Raw genomic sequence first — 25,582 nt, forward strand, 5'->3', positions numbered from 1 at the left:
TATCGATGTAAGTCATACACTTACGCATGATCTCAAAGTCGCAAAAATTCGCGCTTCATACCGATCCGGTGGACATGGAGCCGCTTCTACCGGGTGAGCACCGATTGACGCCCTTGCTGGAACAGGCGCATGACCTGATCCGCCAGTCCGATCGATTGGCTGGGTTGTGCCCCCCCGGTGCGCTGGTGGGCCTGCGTCATCTGTTGCGGGCCATGAACTCCTACTACTCCAATCGCATTGAAGGGCAACACACGCTGCCTCTGGAGATCGAGCAGGCTCTGCGCGACGACTACGCCAAAGATGCGGACAAAGCGCGACGCCAGCGCCTGGCACTCGCCCACATGGCGACTGAACAACGTCTTGAAGAACTCTGGCCCGAATGGGACAGCCAGCGAGTCTGGTCGCAACAGACCGTGCAGGACATTCATCAAGACCTCTTCGCGCGCCTTCCTGAAGCCGATCGCGTGCTGCCATCGACCGATTCCCAGGCCGGCCCCGAAGCACTCGAACCTGGCGTCCTGCGCAACAACGAGGTGAGCGTTGGGCGCCATGCCGCGCCTGCGGCAGAACATCTCGCTCTCTTCCTGCAGCGATGGGCGCACTTCTACGGCAGCGTCAGACGGGGCGAAAAACAGGTGGTGGCCATGGCGGCGGCCCACCATCGCCTGGCGTGGATTCATCCATTTCGCGACGGCAACGGGCGTGTAGCCCGCCTCCACAGCCACCTCGTGCTGGGCCACCTGGGCCTGACAAACGGCCTCTGGTCCCCTCTGCGGGGATTTGCGCGCACACAGGACGCCTACTACGCGCACCTCGATGCCGCAGACGCACCGCGTGCGGGAGCACTCGACGGGCGCGGCAACCTCACCGAGCGCGGACTCGAACGCTGGATCGGCTATGTTTTGGAGATCTGCCAGGACCAGGTGACGTTCATGGCGAAGGCGTTGGCGCTTGACACCATGAAGGACCGCATGGCGGCGTGTCTGAGCTTTGAGGAACAAGTGGTCGGACAGGGTGTCCGCATCGAAGCACTGCGAGCCCTGCACTATCTGTACGCCCTGCAGGGCGAAATGGATCGCGCCGACTTCAAGGCCATGCTGGGCCTGGGCGATCGCCTGGCCACGTCACAGGTCAGCGCCCTCCTCAAGCGCGGCCTGCTCGAATCCGACTCTCCCCATGGCAAGTTGCGTCTGGGTGTGCCACAGCACGCGCTTCGCTTTTATTTCCCCAGGCTCTGGCCGGAGGCGGAAGCGTCGTCCTGAGGACCCTCAAGATTTCCGGGAAACCGCCGATACGGTGGCATCAACCCTCCTTCCCGGACCCCCATGGACATCCCAAACCACCCCTCTGCCGCCGCGGCAACGCGCCACCCTGCTCCTGCGCTGGCCAGCGCCGGTGAGTTCCTGAGCTTTCGACTGGGTGCCGAGGAATACGGCATCGACATCCTGCATGTGCAGGAGATCCGGTCTTTCGAGGAGCCCACCCGCATTGCGAACGCGCCGTCGTTCATCAAGGGCGTGGTCAACCTGCGCGGCGTGATCGTGCCGGTGGTGGACATGCGCATCAAGCTCGGTTGCGAGAAGGTGGAATACAACGGTTTCACCGTCACCATCGTCATCAGCGTGCACGACCGCGTGATCGGCCTGGTGGTCGATTCCGTGAGCGATGTGATCGAACTCACGCAGGACCAGATTCGCCCGGTGCCGCAGATCAGCACTTCGCTGGACGCCGACTTCATCACCGGCATCGCCAACGTCGGCGAACGCATGCTCATCCTGGCCGACATCGGTGCCCTCGTCGGCAGCGCCGAACTGGGCCTGGTGAACGCGCCTCCTGCCCTTCAGTAAATCCCCTTCTCCCTTCGTCATGAACTTCTTCCGACACCTCTCCGTCGGCGCCAGGCTGTGGGCCGGCGTCATTGCCATCATCGTGGCGCTGTTCGTGGTCGTGGCCACGGCCGGCTCGCGCTCTTCCAGCCTGAACGAGGAATCCGAGCGCGTGCTCTCGACCCTGGCGGCCAAGACCACCATCGCCACCGAATGGGCGGGCCTGACTGAAACCAACGTGACGCGTGTGCAGGCGTCCATTGCCAGCACCGACCCGACCATCGCCGAGATGTACAAGGACCTGATTCCCGCCGGCGTGGCCTCCATTTCCGAGTTGCAGAAGCAACTGCAGGCCATGGACATGAGCCCGCCCGAGAAGGCCCAGCTGGAAAAGATCGCAGGCCTGCGCAAGGCTGTGCTGGACTCGCTGGCCAAGGCCAACGAGATGAAGAAGGCTGGCGATGCCGCGGGCGCCTCGCGGGAAATTTCATCGAACTTCAACGGCGCCGTGACGCCGTACCTGGCCGCGCTGCGCGAGTTCGCCCGCATGCAGACCGACATCCGCCAGCAGGCGCAGGCCGAGTTCACCGAGCGCCGCTCGACCAGCCTCACCATTGCCGCCTTCCAGGTGGCGATCCTGATCGCCGGCATCGTGGCGGGTGCGTTCTTCCTCATCCGAAACATCCGCAACCCGCTTCGCGAAGCCATGGGCTTCGCAGAGCAGATCGCCAGCGGCGACCTCACCGCGCAGATTCGCAACGACCGCAAGGACGAGTTCGGTGCCATGAGCGCAGCCCTGCTCAGCATGCGCGACCGGCTGGTGAATGTGGTGGCCGATGTGAAGCGCGGCACCGAGAACATCAACGTGGCCGCGCGCGAGATCGCAACCGGCAACAACGATCTCTCGGCCCGCACCGAGCAGACCGCGTCCAACCTGCAGCAGACCGCGGCGAGCATGGAGCAGATGTCCGGCGCGATCCGCCAGTCCGCCGATTCGGCCCGCGTGGCGAACCAGCTGGCCGACGTGGCGGGCCAGAGCGCGCAAAAAGGCGGCGCCGTGGTGAGCCAGGTGGTGGCCACCATGGAAGAGATCAACCAGGCCTCGCGCAAGATCAGCGACATCATCGGCGTGATCGATGGCATTGCCTTCCAGACCAACATCCTGGCGCTGAACGCCGCCGTGGAAGCGGCTCGTGCAGGTGAACAGGGCCGCGGCTTCGCGGTGGTGGCAGGCGAGGTGCGCAACCTGGCGCAGCGCAGCGCGCAGGCCGCCAAGGAAATCAAGGTGCTGATCGGCGCCAGCGTGGACAAGGTGACCACGGGCACCGAGCTGGTGAACCAGGCCGGACAGACCATGGGCGAGATCGTGGAGAACGTGGTGCGCGTGCGCGACATGATCGGCGAGATCGCCAGCGCATCGGGCGAACAGGCCGATGGCGTGAACCAGATCAACGCCGCCGTGGCCAACCTGGACCAGCTCACGCAGCAGAACGCCGCGCTGGTGGAAGAAAGCGCGGCCGCCGCGTCGAGCATGAACGACCAAGCCGACCGCCTGGCGCAAGTGGTGCAGGTGTTCCGGGTGGATGCCCACGCCGCCACGCAAAGCGCCATCACCCAGTTGCGCCCGGCCGAGCCGCGCAAGGCGCCCCCGGTGAAATCTTCGCCGAAGGCACCCACCGCTGCAGCCAGGCCCACCGCTGCACGCGCGCAGGCCCCGGCCGTTGCGCCGCCCACGCTCAAGACCCGGGTGGCACCGGCGGAGAAGGTCGCCGCCGCTCAGAACGACGACTGGGAATCCTTCTGATGCCCACGACGCCTCGCTGACGCAAATCAGCGGGGCCTCGACAGCCCCGGGAAAATCCGCAGAATGGCGCGATGACCCACCAGTACTGGCTGATGAAATCCGAGCCCGACGAGTGCTCGATCGACGACGCACTGAACGCACCCAAGGCCACCGTGCCCTGGACCGGCGTGCGCAACTACCAGGCCCGCAACTTCATGCGCGACCAGATGAAGGTCGGCGACGGCGTGTTGTTCTACCACTCGAGCTGCCCCGAGCCGGGCATCGCCGGCATCGCCAAAGTGGCGTCTGCCACCCGGCCCGATCCCACGCAGTTCGACAAGAAGTCCCCCTACTTCGACCCAGCCTCCAAACCCGAGGAGCCGCGCTGGCTGCTGCTGGACGTGAAGGCGGTGAAGAAGACGCGCCTGATGGGTCTGCCCGAACTGCGCGAGATCCCCGAACTGGCGGACATGGTGGTGTTGAAGCGGGGCAACCGGTTGTCGATCACACCGGTGAGTGAGGAACACTGGGCGGTCATCCAGGAGAAGCTGGCGAGCCACTGAGAGTTTCCGAGTCAAAAAAAGCCCCGACGCGAAACCGCATCGGGGCTTTCTCGTGAAACGCTGCGATCAGGGAGGGCAGGCAGGTGCGATCGGGCGGAACGAGGACGCGGCGGTGCCGGTGTCGTCCACGCCGAGTGTGTTGTCGGTGAACGTGCAGCCGTAGGCGGCGTTGGCCACGGTGGCCGGGGTCATGACGTCGTCGCCCAAGGGTTTCACGCCGGTCTGCTCCCAGGTCACCATGTCCTCGAAGGCCTTGACCTGCTCGGCCGTGGTGAAGTCGCAATGGCTGGCGCCGCGAATGGCGCGCTGCACCAGCCAGCCGGCATTGCCCTTGGCGGCCGCGCGCTGCTGGTAGACCTGCTGCATGCTGAAGGGCACGAACAGATCGCCCAGCGTGTGGATGGACACCACCGGAATCTTGAACTCGCCGTTGATCACTGGAATCCAGCGCAGGCCATCCCTTCTCAGGCGGTTGGCGTCCGGCGCGGCGGTGAGCTTGATCGCCGACGCGTTGAGCGAGGCCGAACCCGGTGCGTCGCCTGCGATCACGTAGGTCAGCGCGTTGGTGTCCAGGACGTTGCGGTTCAGGATGCCGGTGACGGTGCCGTCGCTGCCGAAGGTGCCGTAGGCCGACTGGAAGCTGCGGCCGTACAGCACGCCCTCGTCGAACATGGGACGCTCGCCACCGGTGAGGTTCTCCACCACCGACAGGTACTTCACCCCTTGCGCGGTGGGCACGATGTTGGCTGCGGTGAAGGTGGAGAACAGCGTGCTGTTGACCAGCCCCACGATCTCCGACCATTTGTCGGTGGGGTAGCTGGGCACGCCGGCCAGGGCCTGGGCCGTGACCTGCATCCCGGCGAACCGGTTGAAGAGTTCGGTATCGCCCATCACGCCGCACATGGGCACGGCCCCGTGGTAGCTCACCTTGTTCTTGGCGGTCGCCATGGCCTCCTGTTCGATGGCCGCGCCGGTGACATGACCGCCCATGGAGTGGCCGGTGATGTAGATGCGGCTCGGCGCGGGCAGCACGCGGCCGTTGGCGGCGGCGATGCTGTTGAAAGCCAGGGCGAGGGCATTGGTGTCTTCCACGCCGGTGCGCACGTCGTAGTAGTTGGTGGAATAGCTCGAAGCCGCCCAGGCGTAGCCGTTCTCGATGAGGTAGCGGCGAATGCTCGGGTTGGACACGGTCAGCGCGGAACCCTCGCCACGAAAGCCGTGGGCGTACATCACCAGCCTGCCGTTCCAGCCGCTGGCGGGCACTTCCACGCGGTAGGCGGCGCCGTTGAGCACGCCGGCCCACCGCTCGGTACCGACCATCACGCCCGACATGGCGGCGAAGGTGGTGGCACTCGGGTCTTGCGGGGTGAAGGTGCGGCTGTCCTGCGGGCGCGTTTCTTCAGGCACCACGGGCGGTGGTGGCGCAACGACCACCGGGTCGTCTCCGCCGCCACCACAGGCGGCGAGCAAGGCTGCGCCCGCCAGAATCGCCAGGCGAAATCTGTTTGCTGTTTTCAAGGTTGTCTCCAAGTCGTTGTAGGTCGATCCAATGGTTGATCGCACTCACGCGCGAGCAACCCATGGGTTATGCGGTGAGCAAAAAAACGGCAGGAGCGGGATAACCCGAAAGAAGTCGCACAGGCGACGCGCATGGATTCCAGACAGAAAACGGGCATGTCGTTTGCCCACTTCAGAACCATGCGCCACTGGCCGCGCTGAGCGCAGACTCACACGTCAGCTTGCAGCCAGGTCCCGATCCAGCAGGCAGTCGATGAACGCGCCCAGCACCGCTGGCTGGTGACGCCGGTTGGAGAAATAGAGGAAGAGCCCAGGTCGCGTGATGGACCAGTCGGCGAGGACCTGCACCAGGGCTCCCTTCGCCAGTGGTTCATCCACACGCTCGTGGTCGAACGCGTAGGCGATGCCCAGGCCCTGCAGGGCGGCCGCCACGCCCACGTCCGAGTGGTTGGTGACCAGCGGACCTTCGGCGGCCACCTCGATCCGGCGTCCCCGCTTCTCGAACTGCCACTGGTAGACGCGCCCGTCGACCTGCAGGCGCCAGTTGATGCAGGCGTGGTGGTGAAGGTCGGCGGGTGATCGCGGCGTGCCTCGAATGGCGAGGTAGTCGGGCGAGGCCACGGCGATCATCTTCACGTCCGGCGTGAGGCGCACGGCGATCATGTCCTTCTCCACCCGGTTGCCCACGCGGATGCCGGCATCGAAGCGGCCCGCAACGATATCGCTCAGCGCGTCGTCGACCACGATGTCCAGCGTCACTTCGGGGTGTGCCCGGTGAAACCGTCCGAGCCGCGGCGCGATGACCTGCCGCGCGGCCATGGCCAGCGTGTTGATGCGCAGCGTGCCCCGCATCTCGCCCGTGGCCGCGCCGGCTTCGGCCACGGCATCGGCGAGTTCCCTGAACAAGGGAGCGATGCGGCCATGCAGACGCTCGCCAGCGGCCGTGGGCGCCACGCTGCGGGTGGTGCGGTTCAACAGACGTGCTCCCAGGCGCGCTTCGAGCTGGCGGATGGTCTGGCTCAGCGCCGAAGGCGAAAGGCCCAGATGTTCGGCGGCGCGCGCGAAGCTGCCCCGCTCCACCACGGCGGCAAACGCCTTCAGTTCCGCGTATTCAGCGCCCCGCATTGTGCATCCTTCTCTAAACAGTGCATTCGAATTCTAGGTCATTCACTTATTTCACTGGGGATCGCATCCTTGGAGCTCCCCAGCAAAAAGGAGCCTCGACATGACCATCCTCAACCTCCCCGACCCGATTGCCGCCTACTTCGCGGCAGACCAGCAGCATCCGGAATTGCTGGCCCGATGCTTCACGGCGCAAGCCAGCGTCAAGGACGAAGGCCACACCCACGTGGGCCGCGAAGCGATCCAGGCGTGGAAGACCGGCGCATCCAGGAAATACAGCTACACCACGCAGCCCTGCGCTCATTCACACGACGACGGGGTCCACAAAGTCCGCAGCCAGGTGGCCGGCAACTTCCCCGGCAGCCCGGTGAACCTGGAATACCGCTTTCGTCTGGAACGCGGCCTGATTGCTTCGCTGGAGATCGGCGCATGAGCTTCGACCTTCAACTCCAGGGGCAACGTGCCCTCGTGACCGGCGGCACCAAGGGCGTCGGAGCGGCCGTGGTGCAAGCCTTGCACGGCGCCGGCGTGCAGGTGATGACCACGGCGCGTTCGGTGCCTTCATCGCCGAGGGAAGGCATCTTCCACATCGCCGCCGATCTCTCCACGCCAGAGGGCGCGGGTGCGGTGTCGCATGCCGTGCTGAGTCAATGGGGCGGCGTTGACATCGTGGTCCACGTGGTAGGCGGTTCCAGCGCGCCGGGTGGTGGTTTCGCGGCGCTGGACGATGCGCAATGGTCCACGGAGCTGAACCAGAACCTCATGCCCGCCGTGCGGCTGGACCGCGCCCTGCTGCCCGCCATGCTGGCGCAGGGTTCGGGCGTCATCGTCCACGTCACTTCCATCCAGCGCGTGCTGCCGTTACCGGAGTCCACCATCGCGTACGCCGCGGCCAAGGCCGCCCTGTCCAACTACAGCAAGGCACTCTCGAAAGAAGTGACGCCCCAAGGCGTTCGCGTGCTGCGGGTATCGCCAGGCTGGGTCGAGACCGACGCCTCGGTGGCCCTGGCCGAGCGCCTGGCCGCCCAGGCCGGCACGGACTACGCGGGCGGCCAGCGGATCATCATGCAGTCGCTCGGTGGCATTCCGCTCGGCCGGCCCGCCCGGCCACAGGAAGTGGCCGACCTCATTGCCTTTCTGGTCTCGCCGCGCGCCGGCTCCATCTCGGGTTCGGAGCACCTGATCGACGGCGGCACGGTGCCCACGGTGTAACGGCAGGCCACCGCATGGCGCTTCGATGAAGGCAGAATCGGGCGCAAGAGGAGACACCCATCGCCATGATCGAAAGCCCCCTGCCCGGCCTTCGCCTTCGCCCTTTCGCGGGCGACGGCGACTTCCCTGCGATGGCCGAGGTCGCCAACGCCGTGTTTGCCGCGGACTCGATGGGTTGGGTGCGCACGCCCGAACACATTCGGCGCGACTACGCCAGCTTCACCAATTTCGACGCGGCCAGAGACGTCGCCATGGCCGAAGTGAATGACCGCCTGGTGGGCTACGTGCGAACCGCGCAGTGGATCGACGAGAAAGGCATCCTGGTGCAGGGGCAGATCGGGTTCGTGCACCCGGCGTTCCGGCGCCGGGGTGTGGGCGGCCAGTTGCTGCGCTGGGTGGAAGCACGCCAGCGCGAGGTGGCGCAGGCGCAAGGCGCAGCCGCGTCGGTGCACCACGTGTTCGTGACCGAAGGCGAAACCAGTCGTGCCGCCTTCCTGCAGGGCGCGGGCTATGCGCCCGCTCGTCACTTTCTGCGCATGGAACGGGCCACGCTGGACGACATCCCCGACTTCCCGCTGCCAGAAGGCTTCGAGCTGCGCCGCGTGCAGCCCGACCATCTGCGATCCATCTTCGACGCGCACATGGAGGCGCTGCAAGACCACTGGGGCGTGGCGCCCGCCAGGCCGGGCGATTTCGAACGCTGGACCACCCTGCCCACCTTCCAGCCCCACCTGTGGCAAGTGGCCTGGCACGTTGAAACCAACCAGGTGGCTGGACAGGTGAAGCCCTTCATCAACGAAGAGCAGAACCAGACCCAGAACCGGCGGCGTGGAGAGACCGAGTTCATCAGCGTCGGCGCGCCCTGGCGAAGGCGTGGCCTGGCGCGCGCGCTGATCGTGCGTGCCTTGCGGGCACAGCGCGACGCGGGCATGAACGAGTCGGTTCTGGGCGTGGACGCCGACAATGAGCATGAAGCCGCGAGGCTCTATGAACACTGCGGGTTTCGCGTCACGCAGCGCAACGTGGTGGTGAGAAAGAAGATCGAGGGTCGGTGAAGAAAACCCTCTGTGCACTGGCGATGTCCAGGCACTCGGGCTTCAACTTATAGTGCTATCGGCAGCAGCGGGCAGGCCATGCCACCGGGCAGGGATCTTTTTGTGCCGTATCGAGGAGAAGCGGTTTGCAGGAATCAGAAACATCCCTGCCGTTGCCCCAACGGCTGCTGGCGGCGGCCGTGGTCGTCACTGCGCTCTATTTCGGACAGGACCTGCTGATTCCGCTGGCCTTGGCCACCCTGCTGGCGTTTGTTCTGGCACCGCTCTCCGAAGGCATGCGGCGTCTCGGGATTCCCCGCGCCGTGTCGGTGATTGCGGTGGTGCTCGTCACGCTCGGCGCGCTGGTGGGGCTGAGTCTGTTCATGGCCGGGCAGGTGCGCGAGCTGGGCAAGGAACTGCCCACCTACCAGAGCAACATCGCGACCAAGTTCGACCGACTGCGGGCGCACCTGCGTGCACCGGGGGTCTTCAGCGAGGCGAGCCGGGTGCTCGACGCGGTGGAATCGGAAATCGCCCAGACGCAGGGGCAACTGGAGCAAGGCTCGGCGCCTGCCCAGCGCCGCCCGGCCCGTGTGGAAGTGGTGCCGGTGACGCCCGGGGCGTATGCGACGGTGGGCCTCTGGCTGGAGCGATTCGGCCCGCCCGCTGCGATCTTTGCCACCACCCTCATCTACCTCGTGCTGGTTCTGTTGAATCCGGGTGACCTGCGCGATCGCCTGGTGAGGTTGCTGGGGGGCAGCGTCCACCGCACCACCGACGCACTCAACGATGCGGGCCAGCGTGTCACGCGCTACCTGACGATGCAACTGATCGTCAACCTCTGCTACGCGATTCCCATGGCGGCGGGGCTGTGGTTGATCGGCGTTCCCGGCGCGCTGCTGTGGGGGCTGGTGTCGGCGGTGCTGCGCTTCATCCCTTACGTGGGCGCGCTGGTGGGCGCCGTGTTTCCGCTGATGCTGGCCGTGGCGGTCGATCCGGGCTGGTCGATGCTGCTGTGGGCGCTGGCGCTGATCGCGGTGCTGGAGCTCATCAGCAACAACATCATCGAACCCTGGCTCTACGGCGCGAGCACGGGTCTTTCCACCATGTCGCTGATCGTCGCCGCGACGTTCTGGACTGCCCTGTGGGGTCCGGTCGGGCTCGCGCTGTCGACACCGCTGACGGTGTGCTTGCTGGTGTTTGGCCGGCATCTGCCGCAACTGGCGTTCCTGGACGTGATGCTGGGCAGCCGGCCTGCACTGGAGCCATCCACCCGCATGTACCAGCGGCTCCTGGCCGGCAACAGCGCCGATGCCATCGAACTGGCTGACGAGGCGGTGGATGCGACGAGTCCACGCCAGTTCTACGAGGACGTCGGCATCCCGGTGCTGCGCATGGCCACGGTGGACCACCGCTCGCAGGAGGCATCGGCGGAGCACCGCCACCGGGTGGTCAGCGGCATGTCAGCGGTCATTGAAGAGTTGCGCACACGCTTTCCCGCTGAGCGGCCCGAGGTGCCACTGGAGGCCCTGTGCATTGGCAGCCGCTGGACCGTGGACACGCTGGGCGCCGGCATGGCGGCCCACGCGCTGGCGCTGGACGGCGTGGCCGCAAGGGCCGCAACCACGGCGGCAGGCACCGTCACCGCGGAGCTCATCGCGTCGCTGGGTTCCGAAGGTGCCAAGGTGTTCGTGTTGTCCTATTTCAGTCCCACGCCGCAGGAACATGCGCAGTATTTCGCCCGCCGGCTCAAGCGCCGCTGGCCAGACTCCAAGGTGGTGCTGGCGCTGTGGAATGTCGAGGGCGCGGAGATCGCGGCATGGCCGATCGCCGACTGGGGGGTGGACGCAGCCGTCGGCTCGATCAACGCCCTGGTGACCGAGGTCTCGGCCCGGCTGGACCGCGTGGGCGCGGTGGGCTGGACTCCCGCCCAATTCAGGGACGAGGATGAAGAGCGCGTGCGTGCGCTGCGCGAGAGCGGCATGCTCGACGCATCGCTGCGTGGCACGTTCGACAGCGCGGCGCGGCGCGCCGCCGACATCTTCGACGTGCCCACGGCCATGATCACGCTGATCGATGACCAGTGGCAATACAACCATGGCGACTCCACCCAGTCGGGGCGTACCGGCACAGGGGACCCCGAACGTGGGCCGGAGCGCAGTGTGTCGATGTGCGGGCACGTGGTGGTGGGCGGCGCGGTGATGGTCGTGCCCGATGTGCAGCGAGACCCGCGCTTTGCCGGCAACCCCGTGCTGATGGAGAGCGAGATCCGCTTCTACGCCGGTGCGCCGTTGCGCGACGCCGAAGGCCATGTCCTGGGCACGCTGTGCCTGCACGACACCGAACCCCGCACCATGAGCCTGCGCGACGCCAGGCTGCTGGAATCCCTGGCCGAGGAAATCATGGCGCCTCTGCGCAAGCGCACGGTTTCGCCTGCGCCTCCGAAGGGCGCGGACGCCCAGGTGGACGCCGTGGACCCGGAGCGGGCTTGAAGTCGAGCGCCCCGGGGCCGCTCACTCGATCTTCGCGCTGGCGCGCAACACCTGAAGCTGCGCATCGAGCATCCGCTCGGCCAGCACCCGCCCCACCTGCGGGCGGATGGCGTCGAAGCTGGGCGGCGCCAGCGGACGCGAGGCCTCCAGCTTCAGCACATGCCAGCCGGCCGGGCTGCGCACCGGCTTGAGGGCCATGGCGCCAGGCTGCAGGCCGTCCATGGCCTGCGCCAGCGATGCGTGCAGTTGCCCGCGCGGCACCCAGCCCGCCAGACCGCCGGTGGTGCGTGTGCCCATGTCGGTGGAATGCGCCACCACCAGGTCCACCATCGGCGTGCCCTTCTGGATCAGCCGGATGAGCCGGCGCGCCGACCCTTCATCGGCCACCAGCAGGTGCCGCAACTGGTATTCCACAGTGCCCAGCCCGGCCACCTGCCGCAGATATTCCGCCTGAAGGTCTTCGTCGCTGGCGGGATGCAGCGACACCTCGCGCTGCTGCCACATCTTCACCAGCGCAGCCTGCGTGGCCAGCTCGATCTGCGCCGCCGCCAGCGTGGCGCGGTCCAGCCCCACGGCGCGGGCGGCCTGCGCCATCAGCGCCTGGTTGATGAGCGTGTCGCGGATGCTGGTGCGCAACGAAGGACCATCGCTCGCGCCCTGGCCCATCTGCTCGCGCGCCAGGATGTCGGCATGGATGTTGGGAATGACCTGGCCATTGACGGTCACGAAGGCCTTGAGCAGCGCGGTGTTGTCGCGCACGTCTTCAAGCGGTGGAGGTTGTTGCGCGCGGGCCGTGGAGCCCGCGCTGGCGAGGAGGCACAGGAGCACAGCGAGGTGTTGGCGAGCGTTCATGTGGAGTTCCTCCGGGGTGGAAGGCCCACTGTAGTCCTTCCCGACTCAATGAAAATCCCGGCTCACCGTCGACAGGCCCCGCAGCAGGGGCGTGAGGTCTTCCAGATGGCCGGCGATGAGGTTGGTGACTTCGCCTTCGCGTTGCCACACGCCGCGCACGGCCAGCAGGCGTGAGTTGGCCAGCACGTGGCGCTGGCGCTCGCGCAGGTGGCGCCAGACGATGACCTGCACCACGCCGGTTTCGTCTTCCAGGCTGACGAACACCACGCCCGATGCGGTGCCGGGCTGCTGGCGCAGGGTGACGATGCCGCAGTGGCGCACCAGCCTTCCATTGGGTGCGTCCTTGAGTTGCTCCGCGCTCATGAGTCTTCGTTTCGCGAGTTCGGCTCGCAGCAACGCCAGCGGATGGCGGCGCAGCGTGAGGCCGGTGCTGGCGTAGTCCCACACGATGGCCTCGCCTTCGGGCGCTTCGGGCAGGGCCAGCGGGGCTTCTTCAATGGGCGCGCCTTTCAGCAACGCGGGCGGTGCCTGCAGGGCCGCGGCGTCCCACACCTGCTGGCGGCGGTGGCCGCTCAGGCCGGCCAGCGCGTCGGCAGCGGCCAGGTGTTTCATCTGCAACTGGTCCAGGCTGGCCCGGCGGGCGAGGTCCTGTGCGTTGAGCAGCGGTTGCCGGGCGCGGGTGGTGAGGATGCGCTCGGCGGCGTCCTTGCGGATGCCGTTGACGAGGTGCAGGCCCAGGCGGACACCTTCGCCTTCCATGGTGCTGTCCCACTGGCTGTGCAGGACGTCGATCGGCCTCACTTCCACGCCATGGCGTTTCGCGTCCTGCACGAGCTGGCTGGGGGTGTAGAAACCCATGGGCTGGCTGTTGAGCAGCGCGGTGAGGAATTCGGCCGGGTGATGGCATTTGATCCACGCGCTCACATACACCAGCAGCGCGAAACTGGCGGCGTGGCTTTCGGGAAAGCCGTAGCTGGAGAAGCCCTTGATCTGCTCGAACACGCTCTGCGCGAATTCGAGTTCGTAGCCCCGATCGGTCATGCCCTGGACGAGCCGCTCCTGGTACTTGTGCAGGTTGCCGTGGCGCTTCCAGGCGGCCATGGCGCGGCGCAGGCCGTCGGCCTCGCCGGGCGTGAAGCCGGCCGACAGGATGGCGATCTGCATGCACTGCTCCTGGAAGATGGGCACACCCAGGGTGCGGCCTAGCGCCTCCCGCAGGGCCTTGCCATCCTCGGGCCCGGGGAACGTGACCGGCACCTTGCCTTGCCGCCGGTTCAGGTAGGGATGCACCGCGCCGCCCTGGATGGGGCCGGGGCGCACCAGCGCCACCTCGATCACCAGGTCGTAGTAGCGACGCGGTTTCAGGCGCGGCAACATGCTCATCTGCGCGCGGCTTTCGATCTGGAACACACCCACGGTGTCGGCGGCGCAGACCATGTCGTAGGTGGGCGTGTCGTCGTCGGGGATGTCCTGCATCGTGAAGGTGCGGCCTTCCTTCTGGCCGATCAGCGCCATGGCCTTGCGCAGGGCCGTGAGCATGCCGAGCGCGAGCACGTCCACCTTGAGCAGGCCCAGCGCGTCGAGGTCGTCCTTGTCCCACTCGATCACGGTACGGTCTTTCATGGTGGCGTTCTCGATCGGCACCAGGCGCGAGAGCGGCATCTGCGTGAGCACGAAGCCACCGGTGTGCTGCGAGAGGTGGCGCGGAAAACCCATGAGATCGGCGGTGATGTCCAGCAACTGCCGCACCTTCAGGCTTTCCGGATCCAGGCCGGCCTCGCGCAGGCGCTCGGGTGCGATCTCGCGGCCGTTCCACCAGCGCGACTGTTTCGCCAGCGCGTCGAGCAGGCCTTCTTCGAAACCCAGGGCCTTGCCCACGTCGCGCAGCGCGCTGCGCGGCCGGTAGCTGATGACGGCGGCGGTGAGCGCGGCGCGTTCACGGCCGTATTTGGCATACAGGTACTGGATCACTTCCTCGCGCCGCTCGTGCTCGAAGTCGACGTCGATGTCGGGCGGCTCGTTGCGCTCTTTCGAGATGAAACGCTCGAACAGCACGGTGGCGCGCGCCGGGTCCACTTCGGTGATGCCCAGGCAGTAGCACACCACGCTGTTGGCGGCCGAACCCCGGCCCTGGCAAAGAATCTCCTTCGAGCGCGCAAAGGCCACGATGTCGTGCACGGTGAGAAAGTAGTGCTCGTACTGCATGTCGGTGATGAGCGCGAGTTCGTGCTCGATCTGTTGCGCGAACTTCTCGGGCGTGCCTTGCGGCCAGCGCCTGCGCGCGCCTTCATCGGTGAGGCGGCGCAGGTAGCTGGGCGGCGTCTCGCCTTCGGGAATCACCTCGCTCGGGTACTGGTAGCGCAATTCGTCGAGCGAGAACTGGCAGCGCGCGGCCACCGCCAGCGTCTCGGCCAGCAGCTCGGGTGGGTACAGGTTGGCCAGCGTGGAGCGCAGGCGCAGGCGCTGTTCGGCGCTGGGCTCCAGCGCAAAGCCGCATTCGGTGAGCGGCTTGCCGATGCGCGTGGCGGTCAGCACGTCCTGCAGGGGCTTGCGCGAGCGCACGTGCATGTGCACGTCGCCCACGGCCACCAGCGGCACGGCAGTCAGCTCGCTGCTCTGGCGCAGGCGGTGCAGGCACATTTCGTCGTCCACACGGCGCAGTTGCTCCACGCCCAGCCAGCAGCGGCCGGTGAAGTGCTGCAGCAGCCAGCGCGCCACCGTGTCCAGGGCCTCCTGGTCGCAGTGGCGGTCGGGCACGGCGATCACCACGCAGTCGGCCAGCGCATCGGCCTGCACATCGTCCAGCGTGAGGCGGTAGCTGCCCTTGGGCGAGGCGCGCCGCAGGCGCGTGATGAACTCGCAGAGGTTGCCGTAGCCATTCAGGTTGCAGGCCAGCACCACCAGCGTGAAGGGTGCGTCGCACCGCACCTGGAACTGGCTGCCGACCAGCAGCGTGAGCTGGTGTTCCCTGGCCGCCACGTGGGCGCGCACCACGCCGGCCAGCGAGCATTCGTCGACCATGGCCAGCGCCTGGTAGCCCAGCTTCTTCGCGCGCTCCACCAGTTCCTCGGGGTGACTGGCTCCGCGCAGGAAGCTGAAGTTGGAGAGGCAACGCAGTTCGGCGTAGTCCGGCAGCACAGGCGCGTTCATGGCGCAGCCTCAGGCGAAATGCCCATGCAGGAACCAGCCCGGCGACTCGGCCAGCCGCGTCTGGAACACCCACACCACACCGGCCTCGGGCGACAGGGCCACCCAGTAGTCGCGCACCACGTTGCGGTCTTCGTCGCCCACGCGGTCCCACCAGCCGCCTTCCACGCGCTGCGGTCCGAGCAGCAGCACCAGTTCACCCTGGTAGAGCGGGCGGTGCTCGCGCACGAGCAGGCGCAGCGGCACCGGCAGCACGAAGCCGGGTTGCGGCAGACCGGTGGCGGGTGCGCCGTGCCGGGGCAAGGCCTGCGCAGCGGGCTGCCAGTGGCACATCCATTCAGGGCGGTGGTCTTCGCGCAGCACCGGGCGCAGCACGCGCTGTGGCCCCAGGCGGGCCGCCAGGCGCTCCAGCACCAGGCCCAGTTTCTCGCCCTGGCGCACGGCATCGGGGAGCAAAGAGGCGCTGACCTCGTGCAGCGGCCGCACCTCGGTGGCCACCAGCACCAGGTCGCCCACGGGTGCGGGCAAGACCACCCGCGCCAGGTGCTCGGCCAGCAGGCGGCACAGGTGCTCGATGTCGCGCGTGGGCTCGGCGGTACCGATGGTGATTTCGCCGCCCTCGCCCGCCACGCGTGAGCGCATCGCGTCGTGCGCCCACTTCAGCGTGAAGGCCGTGACCCCCGCGCGCCGTGCCGCCAGCCAGCCGCCGAGCATCAGCAACAGGCGCCGCGCCCCGAACAGCAGGGCCGGCGCCTGTTCCACGCGCGCCATGAGTTCGAGCCGCTCTTCGAAATGCTCGGGCAGTGCCACCCATTCATGCACCTCGGGCGCGAGGCCGTAGGCCTGATCGAGGGCCTTGAGCAGGTGCTGGTCGAAACGCCGGGCGATGCCGCCGCGTGGCAGCGCGCGCACGTCGCCCAGCGTGCGGCAGCCGATGTGTTCGAGCGTGAGCCGGTGCGGGTGTGTGGCGCTCAGCGTGGCCATGGGCAAGGTGTCCAGGAGGGCATCGAGCGTCCGCTTGAAGCCGTTCTCGATGCCGGCGCGCGCCAGCGCCAGCGCGGCCAGCCCGTTGGGTCCCCAGGCGAGTTGAGCCACGCCCAGTTCGCGCGCCTCGCCCAGCACGCGGTCGCGCAGCGCGCGCTTGCCGCCAAACAGCCGCACGCTGGCCTGCACCTCCATGAGCACGGCCTCGTCCACCAGCGCCACGCGCGGCGTGAACTGCAGGGCCCAGGTGGCCAGCGCGCGCTGCGTGGCTTCAGTGCGCGGGGCTGTGGTGTCGGCTGGGCTGGGCAGGAGCGCGGACCACAACATGGTCGACCTCTTCTTCGCGGGGCGTCCACCGGCTGGGCTGGCGCAGCCGGGGGGTGATGAAGGCTTGCAGGCCGCCTGGCACCGAGGCCAGGCGCAGGGTTTCATCCAGCGGCGGGCCCTTGCGCTTGGCGATGCGCACGTGCAGTTCCCAGTCGATCCCCACACGCACCTGCAGGCGCAGCGGCGCGGCCGAGGACTCGCGCAGCGCGCGGCTGGGCCGGCACACGAACACCGGCGATTCGAAGCTGGCGGCCAGCACCTGCAGTCGGCGGATCTGCGTCGCCCGCGCCTGCGGCAGCCACACCAGCAAGGCACCGCAGGCCTGGGCCTTGATGAGCTGCTCGGCCGACCACAGACGCTCGGGAGCGGAATCGGCCTGCACCCAGACCAGCCGACGTTCGTCGATGCCTTCGAAACGCAGGCCGGGCAGGTGCGGCGCCAGCGGCGGACCGATCACCACCACCGGTTGCCCGGCGGCGCACACCTGGCGCAGCGCCGGCCCGAGCAGGCGCCATTCCAGCGTGCCGCTGTGCGGCGTGAGGATTTCGGTGAGCCCATGGCCGGGCCAGCCGCCACCGGGCAAGTGCGCGTCCAGCGCAGCAAAGCCACTGGGCCACACCGCAGACACCGGCGTGCCCAGCTGGTCCCCGCGCCACAGGGCCGAGGCCACGGCGGCCGACCATCCGCCCGGGGCTTGCACCAGACGGGAAGGCGGGGAAACGGCAGGGGGAGACGGATCGTCCTCCTGCCAGTCGATGGCGGGCTGCATGGCGTAGGGTGGTGGGAAACGGAAAGCCTGAAACTGTATGAACGTACAGTATCCGAAACCCCTGTCACTGTCCATCGGCAAGGGTCTTTGAGTCAGAAGTTTGAAGGTTGGGCCTTGACAATTAAACTATCTTTTTTTAGTCTATAGATACTTAACTTATTTTAAATTTCGTAAGAAACAATATTAAAATTTTATCCAATCAAAATAAGATGGTTTTGTATATCAAATGAACACTCTCCAAGCCCTTGCCGCCGAACTGGAAACAGCGCGTCTCGCACGCGGTCTCCCCTACAAGACCCTGGCCGAGCGCACGGGGCTGAGCCCACTGGCCGTGCGCCAGGCGCTGCAAGGCCGCACCGCGCTGCGGGCCAACAACCTTATGGCGCTGGCCGACGAACTCGGGCTTGAACTTGCGCTGGTACCCAAGGAGATGGCCGCATCGCTGCGCAGCGCCGGTGCGGAACAGGCCAGCACCCCACGCGTGCTCAGCGACGTGGAGCGGCTGCTGGCGCGCCACACGGGCACACCAGGGCACGTCCGATGAGGTTTCGCAGCCTCGACGTCTTCATCGGCACGCGCCTGGTGGGCGTGCTGTTCCAGTACGGCCAGGGCGCGGATGCCATCACGCGGCTGCAACCCGAACCTTCCTACTGGCTCGATGCGCAGGCACCGGTGCTCTCGTGGGCCACCCATTTCAACGACCCCACCGACCGCGCCGCCTTCGTGGCGCAGTACACCGTGCAACCGTTCTTCAATGGCGTAGGCGAGCGCCTGCCCCGCTTCTTCCAGAACCTGCTGCCCGAAGGGCCTCTGCGCCGGCACCTGGAACAGTTGCGCGGCTGCGCACCCGACGACCATTTCGACCTGCTGGCCATGTGCGGCGACGACCTGCCCGGCGCCGTGCGTGCCACGCCATCAGCGCAGAGCCGCATGGCCACCGCCGCCATCGTCACGCAGCATCAGGACGCGCTGGAACCCAGCGTGGTCGATGACCCCGTGGCCGGTGCGGTGTCGCTCTCGGGCATCCAGCCCAAGCTGGGCCTGGTGGAAAAGGGGGGCCGCTACGTGGCGCGCACGCGCGCGCGCTCCGACGGCCTGCACATCATCGCCAAGCTGCCCGCGCTGGACTACGCCCTGCTGCCCGAGGTGGAACACCTGTCGCTGCAGCTCGCGCACGCCGCGGGCGTGCAGGTGTGCCAGGCGAGCCTGCGCCCGGTGAGCGACATCGACCTGCACGACCAGCCCTTCGTGCTCAACGCCGGCGCGCACTTTCTGGCGGTGGAACGCTTCGATCGCGATGGCGCGCGCCACATTCACTGCGAAGACTTCGCCCAGGTGCTGGGCCTGGACCCGCTGGACAAATACAAGGACCCGCAGCAACGCGCCCACTACGCCGCGCTGCTGCTCACGCTGCGCGAATCCATGGGCCTGGGCGACGAGGCCACGCACGAGCTGCTGCGCCGGCTCATGGTCAACGAGATGCTGGGCAACTACGACGCCCACGTGAAGAACTTCGGCGTGATCTATGCCGATGGCCGCACGCCAGCGTTGAGCCCTGCTTACGACGTGGTGGCCTACGCCGCCTACCTGGGCGGGCGCGGCCACGCGCTGAAGTTCTACCCCGGCGCGCCCGACCGCGCCCTGCTCACGCCCGCGCTGGTGCGCCAGCTCTGCAACGCCAGCGGCCTGCTGGAAACGCGCGTGCGCGCCGTGCTGCGCGACACCGTTTCCCGTGCGCTGGCCACCTGGCCGGCCCTGATCGAAGCCAGCGAGCTGATGCCCGAACAGAAAAAGCGCCTGCTGGCGCATTTCCTGGCGGTACCGGCGGTGCAAGCCATGGACCAGAGATCCCGCCGGGGCCGGCTCTAGCGTTCCCAGTCGCGCTCGGGCTTCGCACCGCGCGCCTTGACGGCGGCGATGTACTGCGAGAGCAGCGCCTTGGCCTGCGTACCGCGCGCTTCGTTGTTCTTCACCCATTCCTGCGAGAGTGCAGGCAACTGGTCGATCCACTTGCGGCGGTCGGCTTCGGACATGGGCGTCACCGTCACGGGCGGGTTCTGCGTCTTGCCCACCTCGACCATGCGCGCAATGGCCGTTTCGTGGCGCTGGACCAGGTCTTCACCGTGGCGGCGCGAGTACTCGGCGCCGGCTTCGCGCATGGCCACCTGCACTTCAGGTGGCAGCTTGGCCCAGGTGTCCTTGTTGATGGCCAGACCGCCCGAGAACACCACGCCCATGTTCACCTTGGTGATGTACGGCGCCACTTCGTAGATCTTGGTCGGCAGGATGCCGGTGGCCAGCGAGACCACGCCATCGGACACACCGGTCTGGATGTCGGTGTAGAAGGTGGTGAGCGCGCCATCGACCGGCGTGGCGCCCACGCCGCGCAGCCACTGGCCCAGGATGCCGGGCGCGGAGATCTTCTTGCCGCGCAGGTCCTCGATCGACTTCACCGGGAACTTGGTGAAGATGTCGTAGGTGTCGGAGCCAGTGGCGCCCAGGAAGACCAGGTTGTACTTGTCCCACTCGTTCTTGAACGCCGGGTTCTTCTCGATGAGTTCGTTCATGGCGCCGAGCACGATGCGTGTGTCGCTGGTGACGAAGGGCGTGTGCACGCTGAGCTGGCTGATCGGCATCTTCGCCGGCTCCAGGTAGCTGAACACCCAGCCAATGTCGGTGATGCCCTGCTCCACCGAGGTGAGCGTGGCGTTGGCCTTGTAGAGCTGGCCACCGAAGGCTTCCTTCCACTGCACCTTGTACTTGCCGCCTGCGGCCAGGCGCTTGTCCACCTCGGGCATGAACACCTGCGGGATGAAACCCACCCACGGAATGGTGGTGGGGTGGCTGGAGGCCACGGTGAGGTTGATCACCTGCTGGGCCGAAGCGGCCATGGGCAGGCTGATGGCGACGGCGGTCGAGGCGGCGAGTCGGACGAAGGTCGAACGTTTCATGCTTGTCTCCTGTTGTGGGTCTGGGTGTGCGAACGCTGAAAACTCAATCGACCTGGGCGCCGGACTGGCGCACCAGCGCGGCCCACTTGGTCACCTCGGCGCGGCCGAATTCGGCCATGGCATCGGGACCCAGCGGGCGTTGTTCCACGCCCTGGGCGGCCAGCTTGGGCGCCACTTCAGGGCTGGCCAGCGCGGTGGCGGCGGCCTGGCGCAGGCGCGCCAGCACCGGTGCCGGCGTGGCTGCAGGTGCATACAACATGAACCACGCCACGAGGTCGAAGTCCGCGTTGATCTGTTCGGCGATGGTCGGCACGTCTTTCGCGGCGGCGCTGCGCTGCACGCTCGAGGCACCGAGCGCACGCAGGCGCCCGCCCTGGATGTGCGGCAGCACGGCGGCGGGGTGGTAGAACATGAAGTCGGCGCGGCCGCCCATCACGTCGTTCATGGCCATGCCGCCTTCCTTGTAGGGCACGTGCAGCATCTGGCCGCCCAGGCGCGCCTTCAACAGCTCGCCCGCGAGGTGGCCCGAGGTGCCGTTGCCGGCCGAAGCAAAGCTCACGCCCTGCCCCTGGGCGGCACGCGCCTTGAGGTCGGCCAGCGTCTTGATCGGCCCCTGGGCCGAGACCACCAGCAGCGTGGGCGTGTAGCCCACCAGCGCGATGGGCGCGAAGTCCTTCAGCGGGTCGTAGGGCAGGCTGCGGAACAGCGTGGCGTTGATGGCGTGCGTGCCCACGGTGCCCATGACGATCTGGTAACCATCTGCCGCGCCACGCGCCACCTGCTGCGAACCCACCGAACCGCCTGCGCCGGCGCGGTTCTCCACCACCAGCGGCTGGCCGAGCTCGCGCCCCATGCCCTCACCCACCACGCGCGAAATGATGTCGGTGGTGGTGCCAGGACCGAAAGGCACGATCAGGCGCACGGGTTTGTCGGGGTAGGCCTGCGCAAAGGCACTCAGTGGCAGCGTCAGGCCTGCGGCCGTTGCGCCAAAGCCGATCAGGGCTTCGCGTCGGCTGGGCTGGCGTGGGAATCGGGTCATGCGGTCTCCTTCTTGTGGCGGGTATCAAGGGTGCTGGCGGGCCAGCCGTGCGCGTACAGCGCGTTGTGTTCGCCCAGGGTGGGCGGCGGGGCCACGTCCAGGCTGCGCTGGCCGTCGAAGCTCAGGGGCGAGCGCACCGTGCGCGAAGCGCCCATCACGGGATGGTGGGTGTCCACGAAGAGCTGCAAGTGCTTGGCCTGCGCGTCCTCGGGCACTTCGTCGGTGCGGTACATGGGGGCGTGCGGCACGTCCTGGGCCACCAGGCGGGCGCACCAGTCGTCCCGCGTGCGGCCCTTGAAGATGCCGCCCAGCAGATCGATGAGCGCGTCCTGGTTCGCAATGCGGCCAGGCCGGCTGGCGAAGCGTTCGTCCTCGAAGATGTCGGGCCGTTCCATGGCGTTGGCCAGGCCCTGCCAGAACTTTTCAGGCGAAGACATGTGCAGCGCGATCCAGCCACCGCACGCGCATTCGAGCACGTACGACTGCGACACGCTGGGCCGGCTGTAGGGGCCCATGACCTCGCCCACGGAAAACAGGTGGGTGAAGGCGTCGAGGTTGAAATGCGCCATGGCCTCGAACATCGAAACCTCCACCTTGCGGCCCTGTCCGGTGCTCTGGCGCTCGAACAACGCTCCCAGGATGCCGAAGGCCGCGTAGTAGCCGGTCATGGCATCCGCAATGGCCGGGCCCACCACGCGCGGGTTGGCCGGATTCACCAGCAGGCGCAGGTAGCCGCTCGCCGCTTGCGCCACGGTGTCGTAGCTCGGCCGGCTGGCGGCCGGGCCGTCCTGCCCGAAACCGCTGATGGCGCAGTACACCAGGCGATCGTTGAGTTCGCGCAGGCGCGCCTCACCGGCGTGGATCTGTTCAGCAAAGCCGGGGCGGAAATTCTGGATGTAGACGTCCGCGCCCTCGATGAGCCGGTCGAAGGTTTCCAGGTCGGCCGGCTTGCGCGTGTCCAGCGCCACGCTGTGCTTGTTGCGGTTGTACGTCTGGTAGTGCGGGCTGTAGAGCCCGCCCTTGAAGGCGCGGAACGGGTCGCCGGTGCCGGGCAGTTCCACCTTCACCACCTCGGCCCCCATGTCGGCCAGCATCATCGAGGCCGCCGGCCCCGTGATGAAGGTGCCGTGTTCCACCACACGAAGGCCTTTGAGTACCTGGGTCATGTCGAATGCCTCACAGCTTCTGGTCGGGCACGAAGCCCTCGGGCACGGTGCCGGTGTAGCGCAGTTCGCGCGTCGCCTGGTACGACAGCGCGAAACCGATGGGTGTCTCCAGCTCTTCGCTCATGTGGGCAATCAGACCCGCGCAGCGCGCCAGCATGGGCACCCCCTTGAGGGCATTGAGCGGAAAGCCCAAACCCAGCAGCACGGCCGGTATGGCAGCAGAAACGTTGAGCTTGAGCTCCTTGCCGATCACATCGGGCAGCACGGCTTCCACCGCTTCGGCGATCTGCACGAAACGCTGTCCACCACCGGCCTGCTTCGACACGCGGAACAGCGCGTCCACACGCGGATCGCGCGCCTTGTGCAGCGGGTGCCCATAGCCGGGCACGGCCTGCTTGCGCGCGCGCCACTCGCCCACCACGGTGCGGGCGGCCGCATTCAGGTCGCCACCGTGTGCGGGCGCGGCCTGGTCGATCTCGTCGAACAGGCGGCCTGCGGTTTCGGAAGCCCCGAGGATCACGGAACCGCAACCCAGGATGCCGGCCGCCACCGCGCCCTGCAGCGCATCCGGTGCGGCGGCCAGCGTCATGCGCGCAGCCTGCACGCTCGGCACCAGGCCATGCTCGGCAATGGCCACCAGCGTGGCATTGAGCACCGCGCTGGCAGGCTCGTCGGGCTTGCGTCCCGTGAGCAGCAGGTAGAAGTAGTCGGCGAAATTCACCTGCCCGATCAGGTCCTGGCACAGGTCCTGGCCGCGCACCACGATGGTGTCGGGGTTGGAAGCACAGATGGCGGACTCGGGCACGGTGGCCTTGCCGATTTTCAAGAGAGATCTCCAGTGAGAGGAACAGGGAATGCCGGCCGGTCAGGCGGCAGGGACGAGGCGGAAGTCGTAGGTGGCGCTGTGGTACGGCACGTTCATGCTGCGGCCATCGGGCGCGGTGCCGGGCGGGTGCTGATCGAACGGCACGATGAGGCTGTTGCGCACGCCGAACACGGCGTCCGAATCGAGGTAGGGGCTGTCGGCCACGAAAAGGTGCGTGGTCACGGTCTGGTGGCCTGGCGCGTACACCTTCATGTGGATGTGGCCCGGCCGGTTGGGGTGCCTTCCCATGCGGCGCAGCATGGCGCCCACCGGGCCATCATCGGGCACCGGGTAGAACGAAGGCTTGATCGACCAGAAGCGGTACTGGCCTTTCGCATCGGTGCGAAAGCGCGCGCGCAGGCGCATGCCGGCATCACTGCCCATCTGCATGTCGTACACACCGTCGCCGTCGCCCGACCACACGTCCAGGCAACACCCCGCAATGGGCTTGCCCTGGGTGTCGGTCACGGTGCCGTGGTAGTAGGCCGGCTCGCCGGGCATCTGCTCGCCGATGTCGCTGCCCAGCTCGAGTTCGGGCGAACCTTCCCAGTAGAAGGGGCCCTGCACCGTGGCCTCGGTGGGTGTGCTCTTGCCGCCGCCAGCGTCCTGGAAGGCGCGTGCCGCCTTGAGCTGGTTGATGGCCACCACCAGCATGGAAATGCCCAGCGTGTCCGAGAGCAGGATGAATTCCTGGCGCTTGTCGTCGCAGGTCTTGCCGGTCTCGGTGAGGAAGCCGATGGCGGAGATCCATTCCTCTTCGCTCAGTTCGACTTCGCGCACGAAAGCATGGGCGTGGCGCACCAGCGCGCTCATGACCTGTTTGAAACGGGGATCGGTGCAGTCGGCGAGGCGGTCGATGACCGCCTGCGTGATGTCGCCGGCTTCGAGTTGAGCCATGGGTTGTCTCCTTTTATGGCGTGAGTCTAGGGGTGGGTTGATGACGATGGAAATGATGATTTTCGACCGCTATGATCGATGACATCGATACCTGAAACAGCGAGCTTGCAATGGAACTCAGGCACTTGCGCTACTTCGACGCCGTGGCGGAAACCCAGAACTTCACGCGAGCGGCCGAGCGCTTGCACGTGACGCAATCCACCCTGTCGCACCAGATCCGGCAACTGGAAGAAGAGCTCGGCCTGGTGCTCTTCGACCGGGCCCACAAGCGCGTGGCGCTGACCGAGGCCGGCGAGATGCTGCGCAGCCACCTCATGCCGGCCCTGCAGCAGATCGACCGCGGTTTGCAATCGCTCAAGCACGCGCCCGAATCGCTGGCGGGCGAACTGCGCATTGGCGCCACGCACAGTTTCAACACACGGCTGGTGCCTCTGTGCGTGTCCGCCTTTCTGGGTCACCACCCGGGCACCAAGGTGAGCGTGGAAGAACTCTCGGCCGAGCAGATCGCACGGCGCCTGGTCAGCGGCCACCTGGACCTGGGGGTGTCGTACCGGCCGAACGACCGAACCGAGCTCTGGTTCGAACCGCTCTACAACGAGGAACTGCGTCTGGTGGTGGCCGCCTCGCACCCGCTCGCGCGTCGGCGGCGCGTGCGCATGGTCGAGCTGCATCACTGCCGCATGGTTCTGCTGCCGGCGCAGTTCTCCACTCGCAAGCTGCTGGACGACTGTTTTGAAGCCGCCGGCGCCCAACCGCTGGTGATCGCCGAGCTGAATTCGATCGCGCCCATGATCGAACTGATTCGCCAGACGGACCTGGCCGGCATCATTGCCGAGACCGCCGTGACACCGGCAGTGGACTTGCGCGTGGTGCCGATCGAAGACCCGACGCCCATCCGCACGCCAGGCCTTCTGTGGAAGAAAGGCGCGAACCGCTCTCCCATCGTGAAGCACATGGCCTCCGTCATCCGCAGGGCGGCTGGCTGAGCCCCCACGCTCCACCGCTGCGCGGGTCGCTGCCCCTTGAGGGGGCTGA

General features: G+C 67.2%; 22 protein-coding genes. 11 read left to right on the forward strand and 11 right to left on the reverse strand.

Annotated elements, in window-relative coordinates; genetic code table 11:
• Nucleotides 1-26 precede the first annotated feature (26 nt).
• The 4 genes from ACTIEY_RS11985 to ACTIEY_RS12000 all read left to right on the forward strand — a co-directional run bounded on the left by ACTIEY_RS11985 (nt 27) and on the right by ACTIEY_RS12000 (nt 4,172).
• A complete protein-coding gene (locus ACTIEY_RS11985) occupies nt 27-1,262 on the forward strand; it encodes a Fic family protein (RefSeq protein ID WP_439519326.1) in 1,236 nt (411 codons plus the stop codon).
• Nucleotides 1,263-1,325: 63 nt separating this feature from the next.
• The gene (locus ACTIEY_RS11990) at nt 1,326-1,847 is read left to right on the forward strand and encodes a chemotaxis protein CheW (RefSeq protein WP_439519327.1); all 522 of its coding nucleotides are present in this window, start codon (nt 1,326-1,328) and stop codon (nt 1,845-1,847) included.
• 19 nt (nt 1,848-1,866) lie between these two features.
• Complete coding sequence (locus tag ACTIEY_RS11995; RefSeq protein ID WP_439519328.1) at nt 1,867-3,630, forward strand: methyl-accepting chemotaxis protein; 1,764 nt, start codon at nt 1,867-1,869, stop codon at nt 3,628-3,630.
• A gap of 71 nt (nt 3,631-3,701) precedes the next feature.
• On the forward strand, nt 3,702-4,172 hold the full coding sequence (locus ACTIEY_RS12000; protein ID WP_439519329.1) for an EVE domain-containing protein: 471 nt from the start codon (nt 3,702-3,704) through the stop codon (nt 4,170-4,172).
• Between the two features lie 66 nt (nt 4,173-4,238).
• Here the strand turns inward: ACTIEY_RS12000 and ACTIEY_RS12005 are convergent, their stop codons facing one another.
• Nucleotides 4,239-5,690, reverse strand: coding sequence for an alpha/beta hydrolase (locus ACTIEY_RS12005; protein WP_439519330.1), 1,452 nt, complete (start codon nt 5,688-5,690; stop codon nt 4,239-4,241).
• A 216-nt stretch (nt 5,691-5,906) separates the two neighbouring features.
• Nucleotides 5,907-6,815, reverse strand: a complete 909-nt coding sequence (locus ACTIEY_RS12010; protein WP_439519331.1) for a LysR family transcriptional regulator — start codon at nt 6,813-6,815, stop codon at nt 5,907-5,909.
• Between the two features lie 100 nt (nt 6,816-6,915).
• Here ACTIEY_RS12010 and ACTIEY_RS12015 point away from each other — a divergent pair, with 100 nt between their 5' ends.
• The 4 genes from ACTIEY_RS12015 to ACTIEY_RS12030 all read left to right on the forward strand — a co-directional run bounded on the left by ACTIEY_RS12015 (nt 6,916) and on the right by ACTIEY_RS12030 (nt 11,550).
• Nucleotides 6,916-7,245 carry a nuclear transport factor 2 family protein gene (locus ACTIEY_RS12015; protein ID WP_439519332.1) on the forward strand — a complete coding sequence of 110 codons (330 nt, stop codon included), beginning with the start codon at nt 6,916-6,918 and terminating at the stop codon, nt 7,243-7,245.
• The gene (locus tag ACTIEY_RS12020) at nt 7,242-8,024 is read left to right on the forward strand and encodes an SDR family oxidoreductase (RefSeq protein ID WP_439519333.1); all 783 of its coding nucleotides are present in this window, start codon (nt 7,242-7,244) and stop codon (nt 8,022-8,024) included. Before ACTIEY_RS12015 ends, ACTIEY_RS12020 begins: the two co-directional genes overlap by 4 nt.
• A gap of 65 nt (nt 8,025-8,089) precedes the next feature.
• On the forward strand, nt 8,090-9,079 hold the full coding sequence (locus ACTIEY_RS12025) for a GNAT family N-acetyltransferase (RefSeq protein WP_439519334.1): 990 nt from the start codon (nt 8,090-8,092) through the stop codon (nt 9,077-9,079).
• Nucleotides 9,080-9,204: 125 nt separating this feature from the next.
• Entirely contained in the window at nt 9,205-11,550 is a 2,346-nt protein-coding gene (locus tag ACTIEY_RS12030) for an AI-2E family transporter (protein WP_439519335.1), read from the forward strand.
• 21 nt (nt 11,551-11,571) lie between these two features.
• Here ACTIEY_RS12030 and ACTIEY_RS12035 read toward each other — a convergent pair whose 3' ends face one another.
• From ACTIEY_RS12035 to imuA, 4 genes are read right to left on the reverse strand one after another with little or no spacing between them, the layout of a single operon-like run.
• The gene (locus ACTIEY_RS12035; protein ID WP_439519336.1) at nt 11,572-12,402 is read right to left on the reverse strand and encodes a peptidylprolyl isomerase; all 831 of its coding nucleotides are present in this window, start codon (nt 12,400-12,402) and stop codon (nt 11,572-11,574) included.
• Between the two features lie 45 nt (nt 12,403-12,447).
• Nucleotides 12,448-15,552, reverse strand: coding sequence for an error-prone DNA polymerase (locus tag ACTIEY_RS12040; RefSeq protein ID WP_439519337.1), 3,105 nt, complete (start codon nt 15,550-15,552; stop codon nt 12,448-12,450).
• Between the two features lie 9 nt (nt 15,553-15,561).
• Nucleotides 15,562-16,860: a Y-family DNA polymerase gene (locus ACTIEY_RS12045; RefSeq protein WP_439519338.1), complete on the reverse strand. Its 1,299-nt coding sequence runs from the start codon at nt 16,858-16,860 to the stop codon at nt 15,562-15,564.
• Nucleotides 16,805-17,629, reverse strand: a complete 825-nt coding sequence (gene imuA / locus ACTIEY_RS12050; RefSeq protein WP_439519339.1) for a translesion DNA synthesis-associated protein ImuA — start codon at nt 17,627-17,629, stop codon at nt 16,805-16,807. Before imuA ends, ACTIEY_RS12045 begins: the two co-directional genes overlap by 56 nt.
• Nucleotides 17,630-17,855: 226 nt before the next feature.
• Here imuA and ACTIEY_RS12055 point away from each other — a divergent pair, with 226 nt between their 5' ends.
• Together ACTIEY_RS12055 and ACTIEY_RS12060 are read left to right on the forward strand one after the other, a co-directional pair.
• The gene (locus ACTIEY_RS12055; RefSeq protein WP_439519340.1) at nt 17,856-18,173 is read left to right on the forward strand and encodes a helix-turn-helix domain-containing protein; all 318 of its coding nucleotides are present in this window, start codon (nt 17,856-17,858) and stop codon (nt 18,171-18,173) included.
• Nucleotides 18,170-19,498: a type II toxin-antitoxin system HipA family toxin gene (locus ACTIEY_RS12060; protein ID WP_439519341.1), complete on the forward strand. Its 1,329-nt coding sequence runs from the start codon at nt 18,170-18,172 to the stop codon at nt 19,496-19,498. The genes ACTIEY_RS12055 and ACTIEY_RS12060 overlap by 4 nt, the downstream gene beginning before the upstream one ends.
• Here ACTIEY_RS12060 and ACTIEY_RS12065 read toward each other — a convergent pair.
• The 5 genes from ACTIEY_RS12065 to ACTIEY_RS12085 are packed head-to-tail and all read right to left on the reverse strand — an operon-like array spanning nt 19,495 to nt 24,547.
• A complete protein-coding gene (locus ACTIEY_RS12065; protein WP_439519342.1) occupies nt 19,495-20,580 on the reverse strand; it encodes a C4-dicarboxylate TRAP transporter substrate-binding protein in 1,086 nt (361 codons plus the stop codon). The two genes, ACTIEY_RS12060 and ACTIEY_RS12065, sit on opposite strands and share 4 nt — an antisense overlap.
• A gap of 43 nt (nt 20,581-20,623) precedes the next feature.
• Nucleotides 20,624-21,619, reverse strand: a complete 996-nt coding sequence (locus tag ACTIEY_RS12070; RefSeq protein ID WP_439519343.1) for a Bug family tripartite tricarboxylate transporter substrate binding protein — start codon at nt 21,617-21,619, stop codon at nt 20,624-20,626.
• Nucleotides 21,616-22,785, reverse strand: coding sequence for a CaiB/BaiF CoA transferase family protein (locus tag ACTIEY_RS12075; RefSeq protein ID WP_439519344.1), 1,170 nt, complete (start codon nt 22,783-22,785; stop codon nt 21,616-21,618). Before ACTIEY_RS12075 ends, ACTIEY_RS12070 begins: the two co-directional genes overlap by 4 nt.
• 10 nt (nt 22,786-22,795) lie before the next feature.
• Entirely contained in the window at nt 22,796-23,611 is an 816-nt protein-coding gene (locus tag ACTIEY_RS12080; protein ID WP_439519345.1) for a citryl-CoA lyase, read from the reverse strand.
• Between the two features lie 39 nt (nt 23,612-23,650).
• Nucleotides 23,651-24,547 (reverse strand): dioxygenase, encoded by an 897-nt coding sequence (locus tag ACTIEY_RS12085; RefSeq protein WP_439519346.1) that lies wholly within the window; start codon nt 24,545-24,547, stop codon nt 23,651-23,653.
• 110 nt (nt 24,548-24,657) lie between these two features.
• On the opposite strand from ACTIEY_RS12085, the gene ACTIEY_RS12090 reads away from it, so the two are divergent.
• Complete coding sequence (locus ACTIEY_RS12090) at nt 24,658-25,533, forward strand: LysR substrate-binding domain-containing protein (protein ID WP_439519347.1); 876 nt, start codon at nt 24,658-24,660, stop codon at nt 25,531-25,533.
• The last annotated feature ends 49 nt before the right edge of the window (nt 25,534-25,582 follow it).

This window comes from Hydrogenophaga sp. (genome assembly GCF_051858985.1).
Lineage (GTDB): Bacteria > Pseudomonadota > Gammaproteobacteria > Burkholderiales > Burkholderiaceae_C > Hydrogenophaga.

Bases quoted from the DNA above. Each gene is read 5' to 3' on its own strand.
- ACTIEY_RS11985 (WP_439519326.1), top strand. From the start codon at position 27: ATGATCTCAAAGTCGCAAAAATTCGCGCTTCATACCGATCCGGTGGAC.
- ACTIEY_RS11990 (WP_439519327.1), top strand. From the start codon at position 1,326: ATGGACATCCCAAACCACCCCTCTGCCGCCGCGGCAACGCGCCACCCT.
- ACTIEY_RS11995 (WP_439519328.1), top strand. From the start codon at position 1,867: ATGAACTTCTTCCGACACCTCTCCGTCGGCGCCAGGCTGTGGGCCGGC.
- ACTIEY_RS12000 (WP_439519329.1), top strand. From the start codon at position 3,702: ATGACCCACCAGTACTGGCTGATGAAATCCGAGCCCGACGAGTGCTCG.
- ACTIEY_RS12010 (WP_439519331.1), bottom strand. From the start codon at position 6,815: ATGCGGGGCGCTGAATACGCGGAACTGAAGGCGTTTGCCGCCGTGGTG.
- ACTIEY_RS12015 (WP_439519332.1), top strand. From the start codon at position 6,916: ATGACCATCCTCAACCTCCCCGACCCGATTGCCGCCTACTTCGCGGCA.
- ACTIEY_RS12020 (WP_439519333.1), top strand. From the start codon at position 7,242: ATGAGCTTCGACCTTCAACTCCAGGGGCAACGTGCCCTCGTGACCGGC.
- ACTIEY_RS12025 (WP_439519334.1), top strand. From the start codon at position 8,090: ATGATCGAAAGCCCCCTGCCCGGCCTTCGCCTTCGCCCTTTCGCGGGC.
- ACTIEY_RS12035 (WP_439519336.1), bottom strand. From the start codon at position 12,402: ATGAACGCTCGCCAACACCTCGCTGTGCTCCTGTGCCTCCTCGCCAGC.
- ACTIEY_RS12040 (WP_439519337.1), bottom strand. From the start codon at position 15,552: ATGAACGCGCCTGTGCTGCCGGACTACGCCGAACTGCGTTGCCTCTCC.
- ACTIEY_RS12045 (WP_439519338.1), bottom strand. From the start codon at position 16,860: ATGTTGTGGTCCGCGCTCCTGCCCAGCCCAGCCGACACCACAGCCCCG.
- imuA (WP_439519339.1), bottom strand. From the start codon at position 17,629: ATGCAGCCCGCCATCGACTGGCAGGAGGACGATCCGTCTCCCCCTGCC.
- ACTIEY_RS12055 (WP_439519340.1), top strand. From the start codon at position 17,856: ATGAACACTCTCCAAGCCCTTGCCGCCGAACTGGAAACAGCGCGTCTC.
- ACTIEY_RS12060 (WP_439519341.1), top strand. From the start codon at position 18,170: ATGAGGTTTCGCAGCCTCGACGTCTTCATCGGCACGCGCCTGGTGGGC.
- ACTIEY_RS12065 (WP_439519342.1), bottom strand. From the start codon at position 20,580: ATGAAACGTTCGACCTTCGTCCGACTCGCCGCCTCGACCGCCGTCGCC.
- ACTIEY_RS12070 (WP_439519343.1), bottom strand. From the start codon at position 21,619: ATGACCCGATTCCCACGCCAGCCCAGCCGACGCGAAGCCCTGATCGGC.
- ACTIEY_RS12075 (WP_439519344.1), bottom strand. From the start codon at position 22,785: ATGACCCAGGTACTCAAAGGCCTTCGTGTGGTGGAACACGGCACCTTC.
- ACTIEY_RS12085 (WP_439519346.1), bottom strand. From the start codon at position 24,547: ATGGCTCAACTCGAAGCCGGCGACATCACGCAGGCGGTCATCGACCGC.
- ACTIEY_RS12090 (WP_439519347.1), top strand. From the start codon at position 24,658: ATGGAACTCAGGCACTTGCGCTACTTCGACGCCGTGGCGGAAACCCAG.